Genomic DNA, 11809 nt, shown 5'->3' with positions numbered 1-11809 from the left:
GTCGTCGACTGCTGTGCAATGTCTACAAACGAGGCATCCGCGCCCGTTGGATGTTCGACAAGCGCCGGGAGTCGTCGGCCGGCGCGTCAGCCGCGGAAGAAGGCGTTCGCCCGCCCGGTCCAGAGCAGCGCGATGACGATCACGGCGATCGCCGCCGAGAAGTACTCGCCGATGGCGCCCGCCGGATAGGCGATCGCGAAGAAGATCGACGCGATGATCGAGAGCACCTCGATCACGGTGATCACCATGCGCGAGACCGGGCTGCCGCGGAGCAGCCCGTTCGCGACGACGATCACGATGGCGCCGATGAGGATCGACACGATCGCCGAGGCGATGAGGCCGCTCGCGCCGCCGAATGCCTCGGCCGTCGAGGCCACGCTCGTCTGGAAGAGCAGCAGCGTTCCGCCGATGATGTCGAGCAAGCCCGAGATCCACGTCAGCACCGCGACGAGCGTGACCCCGCCGGGCCGTTTGACCTGTCCCATGTCGATCCCCCCGGATCCCGCCGCCCGATGCGGCGCCTGGCCCGATCGTAGCGACGAGACCGGTCAGCAGGCGAGACCCTGATTCAGTAGTCGAGCCCGTGGCCGTGACGGAACAGCGGGTCGGCCGTGTCGAAGGGCACGTCCGGCCGGTTCGCCTCGACCGCCGCCATGCTCGACGGCAGGTCGAACGGTAGCCGACCCTTCGGCTCGGCGGCCCCCGTCAGCACGTCGAGCACGGCGCGCGGGCTCGCGCCCCAGTTGCCGGTGAGCGCCGCGAGCTCGTCGACGAAGGGGGTGAGGATGGCCGGCCGGTCGAGGAAGACGTCGACCACCGTCGGTACCGCCGCCGCGACCTCGCGGACGTGCGCGACGACGTCGGCGGGAAAGTCGAGCGAGCCGGAGTGGAAGAAGTTCTCGAAGAAGGTGGGGCGCTCCTCGTAGGGCGCCTGCAGGCGGAGCACCGCGACGTCGGCCTCGGCGGGGCTCGCCACGACCGTGCCGTACTCCCCCGCGATCTCGGCGTCGATGCCCTCGACGTAGAGCTTCAGCCCGCGCGCGAACGGCAGCACGGGGGCGGCCGGCGCCCCGCCGAGCTCGCGCTCGCGGTTCACGAGCAGCGCGATCGCCGCACGCTGGGCCGCCTGGCCCGCCGCGACGAAGTCCGCGCGGCCGACGAGCTCGCGGGCGCGGTCGACGTCGACGAACGGCCGATCGAACAGGCCGAGCACGAACTTCTCCCGCAGCAGGCGGCGGGCCGAGACATCCAGCCGTTCCTCGCTGAGCTCGCCGTCGCGCACGAGCGCGACGAGGAGCTCGGGCACCGCCTCGCCGCCGAACTGGTCGCAGCCGGCGTCGATGACCTTCTTCATCCGCTCGCGCGGCGCGAGGTGCTCCACGCCCCAGGCGCGCGCCGGGAACGGCGCGCCCATGATCTCGGAGTCGCTGATGAGGCCCCAGTCGGTGCAGACGATGCCGTCGAAGCCGTAGCGCTCGCGGAGCAGGCCGGTGATGACCGACTTGTTGAAGCCGAAGCCGACCTCCTCGTACTCGGTGCCGACGGGCATGCCGTAGTACGGCATGATCTGGCTCGTGCCCGCCTCGAAGGCCGCCTCGAAGGGCTTGAGGTGCAGCTCGAACTGGCCGCCCGGGTAGACCTGCTCGCGGCCGTGCGCGAAGTGCGGGTCCTCGCCGCCGAGCTGCGGGCCGCCGCCCGGGAAGTGCTTCGTCATCGTCGCGACCGAGTCGGGACCGAGCGTCTCGCCCTGGAAGCCGCGGATGTACGCGGCGCCGAGGCGGCTCGCGAGCTCGACGTCCTCGCCGAAGGTCTGCAGGGCGCGCGACCAGCGCGGCTCGGTGGCGAGGTCGATCTGCGGGTGCAGGGCGACGCGGATGCCGACGGCCGTGTACTCCTGGCGGGCGATGTCGGCGAAGCGTTCGACGAGCTCCTCGTCGCCGATCGCCGCGAGGCCCATCGTCTCGGGCCAGACCGAGAAGGCGCCCGCGAGGAGGCCGGCGAGCGGGTTGTCGGTGTACGAGTGGCGGGGGTCGGTCGAGATGGTGACCGGGATGCCGAGCCGCGTCGAGGCGGCGAGCTCCTGGAGGCGGTTGTGCCACTCGGCGATCTGGCCCGCGTCGGCGGGTGCCTGGAGCACGTTGAAGTGGGTCATGTGGCGGTCGAGCACGTAGTCCGTGGTGGCGGGCAGGCCGAACGTCGCATCACCCTCGGAGAGCGTGCCGCCCTCGCCGATGCCGATCATCGTCTGAAAGAAGAGCCCGGCCTTCTCCTCGAGCGTCATCTGCGCGAGGAGGATCTCGACCCGTTCGGCGACCGGGAGGCTCGCGTCGCGGTAGCGGGTGTCGAGAGTCGTCTGCTGCTGGTCGGTCATGCCTGCACTCCTTCATGCTCGGGCTCGGTGCAGCCAGCATAAACCGAATGGCGCTAGGTTTTCGAGTCTCGCCTCGTCAGGCCGCTCGGACGACCTGGATCAGCCCCTCTCCGTACGCCTCGCGCTTCTTGGCGCCGATACCCGTGATGCCGTCGAGCTCGGCCAGGCTGCCGGGCCGCGCGACGGCGACCGCACGGAGCGTCGCGTCGCCGAAGACGATGTACGCGGGCACGCCCTGCTCGCGCGCCACTCCGGCCCGCCAGGCGCGGAGCGCCTCGAAGAGCTCGGCCTGCGCCGGCTCGAGATCGGCCGCGGCCGGGGCCGCCCGGCGTTCGCCGCGACTGCGGCCGGGGCGCTCGGGCTCGGTGCGGAAGTGCACCTGACGCGCACCCGCGAGCACCTCGGCGGACGCCTCGCTCAGGCCGATCACACCGTACTCGCCGACGGTCTGCGCGAGCCCCTGCGCGAGGAGCTGGCGCACCACGCCGCGCCACTGCTGCTCGCTGAGCTCCTGCCCGATGCCCCAGGTCGCGAGCGAGTCGTGGCCGTACTGCTCGACCCGCGGAGTGCGCTTGCCGCGCAGGATGTCGATGAGGTGCCCGGCGCCGTAGCGCTGACCGCGCTCGCGCTGCAGGCGGACCACGGTGGACAGGAACTTCTGGGCGACGACCGTGCCGTCCCACGAGGCGGGCGGCTCGAGGCAGGTGTCGCAGTTGCGGCACGGCTCGCTCTGCTCGCCGAAGTAGGCGAGCAGGTTCTGGCGGCGGCACTGCACCGTCTCGCAGAGCGCGAGCATCGCGTCGAGGTGCGAGGCGAGCCGGCGCCGGTGGGCGAGGTCGCCCGGGCTCTCGTCGATCATGCGGCGCTGCTGCACCACGTCTTGCAGGCCGTAGGCGAGCCAGGTCGTGGACGGCAGCCCGTCGCGGCCGGCGCGGCCGGTCTCCTGGTAGTAGCCCTCGACGGACTTCGGCAGGTCGACGTGCGCGACGAAGCGCACGTCGGGCTTGTCGATGCCCATGCCGAAGGCGATCGTCGCGACCACGACGACGCCGTCCTCACGGAGGAAGCGGTCCTGCGTGCGGCGGCGCAGCTCGGGGTCGAGGCCCGCGTGGTACGGCATCGCGTCGACGCCGTTCGCCGCGAGGAAGGCGGCGATCTTCTCGGTGCTCGCCCGGCTCAGCGCGTAGACGATGCCCGCGACCGGGCGGCCGTCGGCGTCGACGCCCTCGGTGCGGACGAAGTCGAGCAGCTGCTTGCGCAGCTCGAGCTTCGGGGCGATGCGGTACTGGATGTTCGGCCGGTCGAAGCTCGCGACGAAGTGCTTCGCGTCGCCGAGCGAGAGCCGCTCGGTGATCTCGCGGTGCGTCGCCTCGGTCGCGGTGGCGGTGAGCGCGATGCGCGGCACCTCGGGCCAGCGCTCGGCGAGTTCGGCGAGGGCGAGGTAGTCGGGCCGGAAGTCGTGCCCCCACTGGGCGACGCAGTGCGCCTCGTCGATCGCGAAGAGCGAGATGCTGCCGCGCGCGAGAAAGCGCTTGGCGCCCTCGCTGTTCAGCCGCTCGGGGGCGATGTAGAGCAGGTCGAGCTCGCCCGCGAGGTAGGCGCGCTCGACCTCGGCGCGCTCGGCCGGCGCCTGGCTCGAGTTGAGGTACGCGGCCCGGACGCCGTTGCGCTGGAGCGCGTCGACCTGGTCGTGCATGAGCGCGATCAGCGGGGAGACGACGATGCCGGTGCCCTCGCGCAGGAGCGCCGGGATCTGGTAGCAGAGGCTCTTGCCGCCGCCGGTGGGCATGAGCACCACGGCGTCGCCGCCGCCGGCGAGCTGCTCGATGATCGCGGCCTGGTCGCCGCGGAAGTCGTCGTAGCCGAACACGGTGCGGAGCGCGTCGAGCGCCGAGTCGAACTTCGCGGGCGCGGCACGGCCGCTCTGGGGTTGGCCGGGGCTCTGGGGCCGGCTGGGGTGCTGCGTCGACGGCGGGGCGTCGGCCGGGGGCGGCGGGGCCCACTCATCGTCGGGCGGGAGGAACTCGTCGGGGTCCCAGGGGACCTCCTCGATCCCGTCGGGCGCGCCGTGCTGAGTCATCGCCCCGAGTCTACCGGCGGCCGCCGACGCCGCCCCGGGCCATCCACCGCGCCCCGAACCGTCAGTAGCCGAGGCGCGAGCGCAGCACGGTGAGCGCGTGCGAGGTCTCGACCGCGAGCTCGGGCGACATCGCCGAGACCACCTGCGCGAGCACGTCGCCGACGAGGATCGAGGCGAGCACCTCGGCGGTGAGGCCGGTCGGGGTGTGCGGCGCGTGCAGCGAGACGGCGACCTTCGGCGCAAGCCGCTCGTGCAGCTCGTCGGTGACGAGGACGCACTGGGCGCCGACCTCCCGGCAGCGGCCGATGATCGTCTCGACCTCGGGGTTCACCCGGCCGGGGGCGAAGACTACGGCCACGTCGCCCGCGCGGAGCGGCAGCAGCCCGTCGGCGAGCCGGAACCCGTCGGCGTCGAGGTGCGTGGCGGCGCGGCCGGCACGGCCGAGCCGGAGCACGAGGTGGGCGGCCGCGATCGAGGAGGCGCCGACGCCGTAGCAGTAGATGCGCCCCGCCCGGGCGAGGAGCGAGGCCGCCGCGGTGACCTCCTCGACCTCGAGCGCGTGCCGGGCGAGCTCGAGCTGGTCGCTCGCCTCGTTCCAGACGCTGCCGACGATGCGCCCGACGTCCTCGCCCGCGCGGTCGAGTCGCTGCCGGACGCGCTCCTCGGGCGCGACCTCCTCGGTGAACGGGGCGGCGACCTGGCGCTTCACCTCGGCGAGCCCCGCGTAGCCGAGCTTCTGCAGGGTGCGGATGACGGTGGCGTTGCTCGTGCCGGTCTCGCTGCCGAGCTCGGCGGCGGTGGCGAAGAGGATGCGCTCGGCGGTGCTCCCCGCGAGGAGTCCGCTGACCGCCCGTTCCGCCTTGGAGAGGCCGTCCCACGCGTCGCGGACGCGCGAGCGCAGCTCGATCACGCCGGGGTTGCGCGTATCACTTGTTACGAACTGCGGGTTGTGTGTATCGTTCATTCCGCGAGCATCCTAACTCGTAACACCCATTCCAAGACTGACGCCGGTGCCATGGTATCCGGCACGGGAGGACGACGCCGTCCATGACGAGCACCAGCATCCGCACCCTCGAGATCAGCGGCACCCCCGCGGAGCGGGGCCGCCAGTACGGCGAGGGGGCCGCCGACCTCATCGACGCGGCCGTCGCCTACTACGAGGAGGCGTTCGGACAGCAGGCGGGACTCGGCTGGGCCGAGGCCAGGCGCCGCGCCGCCGCGTGGGTGCCGCGCTGCACCGAGGCAGCGCCCGAGCTCGTCGCCGAGCTCGAGGGGATCGCCGCCGGCGCCGGCCGGGACCTGCTCGACCTCATGGTCCTGAACCTCCGCGGCGAGATCATCTACGACCAGGGCGGCACCCGCCCGGCGCGCGACGAGGATTCCAGCGAGGAACGCGACGCGAGCGACGGCTGCACCAGCTTCTCCCTCACCGCCGGCGCCTCCGGCGACGGCCACCAGTACGCCGGCCAGAACTGGGACTGGCGCACCGGCACCCGCGACACCGTCGTCATCGTGCGGGTCGTGCAGGACCCGCTGCCGACGCTCATCATGCAGCTCGAGGCCGGGCAGATCGGCCGGCACGGCGTGAACTCCGCCGGGCTCGCGCTCAACGCGAACGGCCTCGGCGGCCGCTTCGACGGCGCCGTCGGGCTGCCGCAGACCTTCATCCGCCGGATGACGCTCAACCAGAGCGAGCTGCCCGACGCGATCAACACGCTCGTGCGCACGCCGGCGCACATCGCGAGCAACGCGCTGCTCACCGACCGCTCGGGCTTCTCGATCGACCTCGAGATCACCCCGAGCGGCGTCGACTGGGTCTACCCCGTCGACGGGCTCCTCGTGCACGGCAACCACTACCAGGCGCTGGTGCCGCCGCAGCTCGCGGGCCGGTACCGGCCCGTCTCGGCGGACTCGCTGTTCCGGGTGCCCCGGGCCCGGGCCGGGCTCGAGCGCGTGCGGCACGCCGCCGACCGCGACGCCGCGCTCGCCGGCATCCGCACCGCCATGAGCGACCACCTCGGCTACCCGGAGTCCGTGTGCACCCACCCGGACGAGCGGCGCCCCGCCGTACGGCAGTGGTCGACGCTGCTGTCGAGCTGCGTCGACCTCACCACCGGCGACTACTTCGTCACCGCCGGCACGCCGTGCGACCACCCCTATGAGAAGCTCCCCTGGAACGCCTTCGACGGACCAGGGTCCCGCCACACCCCCGTTCACACCCCGCCAATGGAGGCACTCCGATGAACACCCCCTTCCCCCGACGCCGGCTCGCCGGCACCGCCCTCGCGACCGGCGCCGCCGCGATCCTGCTGGCCGGCTGCACCGCCGCCGGGCCGTCGACGAGCGAGGCGCCCGCCGTCGAGCTGCCGTTCGGCCCCACCACCCCCGCCGCGAGCGGGCCGGTCGACTCGGTCACCTGGATGCTCCCCTCGGAGCCGGCAACCTTCGACTTCGACATCGACAGCGGCGCCGCCGAGAACACGGTCTTCGCGAACGTCTGCGAGCGGCTGATGGCCGTGCAGCCCGACCTCACGACGGTGCCGCACCTCGCCGAGTCGGCCGAGTGGGTCGACGACACGCACGTCGTGTTCACCATCCGCGACGGCGTGACCTTCCACGACGGCAGCCCGATGACCGCGGCCGACGTGCTCTGGAGCATGCAGCGGCACGCCGCCGAGGGCGCCGACGAGTCCGACGAGTACGCGAACGTCGTCTCGATGGAGCAGACCGGCGAGCGCGAGATCACCGTCACCATGGCGCAGCGCGACGCCATCTTCATCCAGGCGATGGCCGGCAACGGCGGCATGGTGCTGAACCCCCGGGTCGTCGAGGCCCAGGGCGACGCCTTCGGCTCGCCCGGCACACCGGATGCCTGCACCGGCCCGTACACGCTCGGGGAGTGGAAGCCCGGCTCGAGCCTCACCATCGAGCGCGCGGCCGACTACTGGGACGACTCGCGCGAGGTGCTCACCGGCGAGGTCGTATTCCGCTGGGCAGACCAGTCCGCCGTGGTGAACGCGTTGACCGCGGGCGAGGCCGACGGCTCCTACCTCGACTCCCCCGCCTCGGCGATCCCGCTGCAGCAGGTCGCCGACGTCTCGCTCGCGCAGGGCCCCTCCACGAACGCGTGGGTGCTGCTCGCCACCGAGCGCGGCCCGCTCGCCGACGAGCGCATCCGTCAGGCGCTCTCGCTCGCGATCGACCGCAGCGGCATCACGACCGCCGCGTTCGGCGGGCTCGCCCAGCCGTGGAAGACGCCCATCGGGCAGGGCGCCTGGGGCTACGAGACCGAGGCGTTCCAGGCCGCGTACGACGAGCTCGAGGGCGCCCCGGCGAGCCCGGACGCCGCCGATCTCGAGCGCGCGAAGGCGCTCGTCGCCGAGGCCGGCGCGCCCGACGAGCCGATCCTCGTCGCGAGCGACGGCGGCTCGGTGCGCAACGTCGTCTCGAACGCGCTCGTCGCCGCGGCGAAGCAGATCGGCCTGGATGCCGAGATCGTCACGGTGCCCTCGGCGCAGTACGGCGACTTCTACTCGGACGAGGCCGTGCGCGGCCAGGCCGACCTCTTCTCGGACGAGTACTACATCTCGAAGAACGACCCGGTGGGCTTCTACAAGAACGGCGCCTCGACCGCGACGGTGAACTTCGTCGGCTTCAGCGACCCCGAGTACGACGCGCTCGTCAAGGAGGCGTTCGCCGCGACCGACGACGCCGAGCGCGCGGAGCTCGCCATCGAGCTGCAGCGCCGCTGGGTCGAGGCCACGCCGTGGATCTCGATCGCGCAGAGCCCGTCGACCGTCGCCCTGCGCGCGGAGCTCACCGGGGTCCCCGCCTCGGCCGCCTACCTGTACTACCCGTGGGCCGCCGACCTCGGAACGACCGAGGGCTGACGTGCTCGCAGCCCTGAGGCGGGTCGCGGGCATGGCCCTGACGCTGGTGGTGGCCTCGTTCATCATCTTCGCGGCCATGTACGCGGCCCCCGGGGACCCGGTGACCTTCCTCATCGGCAACCCCGAGAATCTGACGCCGGAGCGGATCGCCGCCGTCCGCGCCGAGTACCACCTCGACCAGCCGCTGTTCGTGCAGTACTGGCTGTGGCTGAGCGGTGTCTTCGGCGGCGACCTCGGCACCTCGTTCCAGTACCACCAGCCCGTCGCCGGGATCATGGCGAGCCGGCTCCCCGCGACGCTCGGCCTCGTGGCCTACGCGGCCGTGCTCTTCACGGTCGTCGGCATCGGGCTCGGCGTGTGGGCGGCGGTGCGCCGCGGCCGCGCGGCGGACTCCGCGATCGTCGGCGCCACCACGCTCGCCGCGTCGTTCCCCTCTTTCGTGATCGGCATCGTGCTCGTCTCGGTCTTCTCCGTGCAGCTCGGCTGGTTCCCGGTCGCCGGGGCGGGCGACGGCTTCGTGGACGGCATCCGCCATCTCACCCTGCCGGCGATCGCGCTCTCGATCGGCTCCCTCGCGATCGTCAGCCGCGTGACGCGGCAGTCGATGGTGGAGCAGTTCGACTCGGAGCACGTCGAGGCCGCGCGCGCGACCGGCATGGCCGGCGGGATGGTCGTCGTGCGGCACGTGCTGCGCAACGCCTGGGGACCGATCGTGACCATGGTCGCCCTCGTGATCGCGAGCATGCTCGCCGGCACCGTGGTGGTCGAGAGCGTCTTCGGCATCAGCGGCATCGGCTCGCTGCTCGTCGACGCGATCAACTCCCACGACTTCCCCGTCGTGCAGGCGGTGCTGCTCTACATGGTCGTCGCGTACATGGTCGTGACGACCATCGTCGACCTGCTGCTGCCGCTGCTCGACCCTCGCATCGGAACCCGGGTGAAGACCTCATGACCACCACCGCCACCGGCGCGCTGCTGCGCCGCGACGGCCTCGCCAGGCGCCGCGACCCGCTGTACGCGGTGTCGCTCGCCTTCCTCGGCCTCGTCGTGCTCGTCGCGGCCTTCGCTCCGCTGCTCGCGCCGTACCCGCCCGACGCCATCGACTTCACCGCCATCTGGGGCTCGCCGAGCCCGGCGCACCTGCTCGGCACCGACCAGCTGGGCCGCGACCTCTTCTCGCGGCTCCTGCTCGGCACCAGGGAGAGCCTGATCGGGCCGCTCGCGCTGCTCACCGGGGCGACCGTCATCGGCGTCGCCATCGGCCTCGTCGCGGCGTGGAACGGCGGCTGGGTCGACGTGCTGCTCGCGCGCATCACCGACGTGATGTTCGCGTTCCCCGGCCTGCTGTTCGTCGTGCTCGTGATCGCCGTGTTCGGCAAGGGGCCGTGGACGGCCGTCGTCGCCCTCGCACTCGCGTACGCCCCGGTGATCGCGAAGTTCACCCGGAGCATCGCGCTCTCCGAGCTCGCCCGCCCCTACGTCGACGCGTACCGCGTGCAGGGCGCGTCCGCCGTGCACATCGCGGTGCGGCGCGTGCTGCCGAACATGACCCCGGCGCTGCTCGGCTACCTCGTCGTGCTCTTCGGCGAGGGGCTGATGAGCCTCGCGACGCTCAGTTACCTCGGCTTCGGCGCGCAGCCGCCGAGCTCGGAATGGGGCCTCATGGTGCAGGAGGGACAGGACGGCATCGTGCTCGGCCACTTCGCGCCGACCCTCGTGCCCGGCCTCGCGATCGCCGCGGTCGTCGTGGCCGTGAACATCGTGGGCGTGCGCCTGTCGGAACGACTGGGGGCCCGCGCATGACCGCCGAGCTGCTCACGATCGACGGCCTTGACCTCGCCTACGGCCCGGCGACCATCCTGCACGGCGTCTCCCTGACGGTGGCGCCGGGCGAGACGGTCGGGCTGGTCGGCGAGTCGGGCTCGGGCAAGTCGAGCACGGTGCGCGCCGCCCTCCGGCTGCTGCCGCCGACGGCCAGCGTGCAGGGCCGGGTGCGGATCGCCGGTCGCGACGTGTTCGGCGCGGGCGACGCCGAGCTCCGACGCATCCGGGCCGAGGAGGTCGGCCTCATCCAGCAGGACCCGCGCGGCGCGCTCAACCCCGTGCGCCGCATCGGCGACTCGCTCGCCGAACGGCTCGTGAAGGTGCACGGGATGCCGCGGGCCGAAGCCCGCCGCATCGGGGTGGAGCTGCTCGGAGCGGTCGGCATCACCCGTCCGGAGCACCGCCTGCGGCAGTTCCCGCACGAGCTCTCGGGCGGGATGCTGCAGCGCGTCGTCATCGCGGCGGCGCTCACGACCCGGCCGCGGCTGATCCTCGCCGACGAGGCGACGAGCGCGCTCGACGTCACGACGCAGGCCGAGGTGCTCGCGATCCTCCGCGATCAACAGCGGGAGCGCGAGCTCGGCATGCTGTTCATCACGCACGACCTGCACCTCGCGGCGGCGTTCTGCGACCGAGTGCTCGTGATGCTGCGGGGAGAGGTCGTCGAGGAGCTCGGCGGGGCCGCCCTGTTCACGGGAGCCACCCACCCGTACACCCGTTCGCTGCTGCAGGCGGCGCCCAAGCTCGAGGAGCACCGCCGATGAGCGCGTCGATGTCCACGCCAGCGACTGCGTCCATGCCGGCGCCCGTGCCCGCGCTCGTGGAGGCTGCGGGCCTGCGTCGGGCGTTCCGGATGCCGAAGGGCCAGGAGCCGGTCGTCGCCGCGAACGACGTGTCGTTCCGGATCGCCGCGGGCGAGGTGCTCGGCCTCGTCGGCGAGTCCGGATCGGGCAAGTCGACGATCGCCCGGATGCTGGTCGGGCTGGAGCGCGCGGATGCCGGGTCGCTGCGGATCGCCGGCGCGGATCGCTTCGCCCCGGCGCGAGGCCGGGCGGCCCGGCTGGCCCGGGCCCGGCAGGCGCAGATGGTCTTCCAGGACCCGTACGGCTCACTCGACCGCCGGCTGAGCGTGCAGCAGGCCCTGGTCGCCGCGATGCGGCTGCACGGCCTGGCAGACCGCGCGGGGGCGCGGCGGCGGGCCGGCGAACTCCTCGACCGCGTGCGGCTCACCGCGGAGCAGGGCGGCCTGCGACCCCACCAGTTGAGCGGCGGTCAGCGGCAGCGGGTCGCCATCGCGCGGGCGCTCGCGGTGTCGCCGACGCTGCTGGTGCTCGACGAGGCGGTCTCCGCCCTCGACGTCTCAGTGCAGGCGCAGATCCTCGAGCTCGTCGACGAGATCCGTCGCGATGAGGGCATCGCGGTGCTGTTCGTGAGCCACGACCTCGCCGTCGTCGACGAGATCGCCGACCGCGTGCTCGTGCTCTACCGGGGCGACGTGGTCGAGGAGGGCGCGGCGTCCGCGGTGTTCCGCGCTCCGGAGCACCCGTACACCCGCCTGCTCGTCTCGTCCGTCCCCGGGCCGGGTTGGGACCCGCACGAGGTCATCGCGCGGCGCCGGGAGTTCGACGCCGCGCGATGACGCGC

Annotated in this window: 10 protein-coding genes; 6 read left to right on the top strand and 4 right to left on the bottom strand. The window is 72.8% G+C overall.

Features of this window, described 5'->3' with window-relative positions:
• Positions 1–86: 86 nt before the first annotated feature.
• The 4 genes from QSJ60_RS05570 to QSJ60_RS05555 all read right to left on the bottom strand — a co-directional run bounded on the left by QSJ60_RS05570 (position 87) and on the right by QSJ60_RS05555 (position 5415).
• Complete coding sequence (locus tag QSJ60_RS05570) at positions 87–485, bottom strand: DUF7144 family membrane protein (protein WP_230764019.1); 399 nt, start codon at positions 483–485, stop codon at positions 87–89.
• 83 nt (positions 486–568) lie between these two features.
• Positions 569–2371 carry a glycoside hydrolase family 3 protein gene (locus QSJ60_RS05565; RefSeq protein ID WP_285462924.1) on the bottom strand — a complete coding sequence of 601 codons (1803 nt, stop codon included), beginning with the start codon at positions 2369–2371 and terminating at the stop codon, positions 569–571.
• Between the two features lie 76 nt (positions 2372–2447).
• Positions 2448–4451, bottom strand: a complete 2004-nt coding sequence (gene recQ / locus QSJ60_RS05560; RefSeq protein ID WP_285462923.1) for a DNA helicase RecQ — start codon at positions 4449–4451, stop codon at positions 2448–2450.
• Between the two features lie 61 nt (positions 4452–4512).
• Positions 4513–5415 (bottom strand): MurR/RpiR family transcriptional regulator, encoded by a 903-nt coding sequence (locus QSJ60_RS05555; RefSeq protein ID WP_285462922.1) that lies wholly within the window; start codon positions 5413–5415, stop codon positions 4513–4515.
• Positions 5416–5498: 83 nt separating this feature from the next.
• Between QSJ60_RS05555 and QSJ60_RS05550 the strand changes: the two genes are divergently transcribed.
• Genes QSJ60_RS05550 through QSJ60_RS05525 form a run of 6 tightly spaced genes read left to right on the top strand, consistent with a single transcriptional unit; the run spans position 5499 to position 11804 of the window.
• A complete protein-coding gene (locus tag QSJ60_RS05550; protein WP_285462921.1) occupies positions 5499–6695 on the top strand; it encodes a C45 family autoproteolytic acyltransferase/hydrolase in 1197 nt (398 codons plus the stop codon).
• Entirely contained in the window at positions 6692–8341 is a 1650-nt protein-coding gene (locus QSJ60_RS05545; protein WP_285462920.1) for an ABC transporter substrate-binding protein, read from the top strand. Before QSJ60_RS05550 ends, QSJ60_RS05545 begins: the two co-directional genes overlap by 4 nt.
• Position 8342: 1 nt before the next feature.
• Complete coding sequence (locus QSJ60_RS05540) at positions 8343–9293, top strand: ABC transporter permease (protein WP_279399772.1); 951 nt, start codon at positions 8343–8345, stop codon at positions 9291–9293.
• Positions 9290–10144 (top strand): ABC transporter permease, encoded by an 855-nt coding sequence (locus tag QSJ60_RS05535; protein ID WP_285462919.1) that lies wholly within the window; start codon positions 9290–9292, stop codon positions 10142–10144. The genes QSJ60_RS05540 and QSJ60_RS05535 overlap by 4 nt, the downstream gene beginning before the upstream one ends.
• Complete coding sequence (locus QSJ60_RS05530; RefSeq protein WP_285462918.1) at positions 10141–10929, top strand: ABC transporter ATP-binding protein; 789 nt, start codon at positions 10141–10143, stop codon at positions 10927–10929. The genes QSJ60_RS05535 and QSJ60_RS05530 overlap by 4 nt, the downstream gene beginning before the upstream one ends.
• Before the next feature lie 32 nt (positions 10930–10961).
• Positions 10962–11804, top strand: coding sequence for an ATP-binding cassette domain-containing protein (locus QSJ60_RS05525; protein ID WP_285462917.1), 843 nt, complete (start codon positions 10962–10964; stop codon positions 11802–11804).
• The last annotated feature ends 5 nt before the right edge of the window (positions 11805–11809 follow it).

This window comes from Agromyces sp. NBRC 114283, from assembly GCF_030268405.1.
In the GTDB taxonomy this organism is placed as follows: Bacteria; Actinomycetota; Actinomycetes; order Actinomycetales; family Microbacteriaceae; genus Agromyces; species Agromyces mediolanus.
The sequence above is the reverse complement of the archived record's forward strand: the minus strand, read 5'-3'. Positions and strand labels throughout refer to the sequence as shown.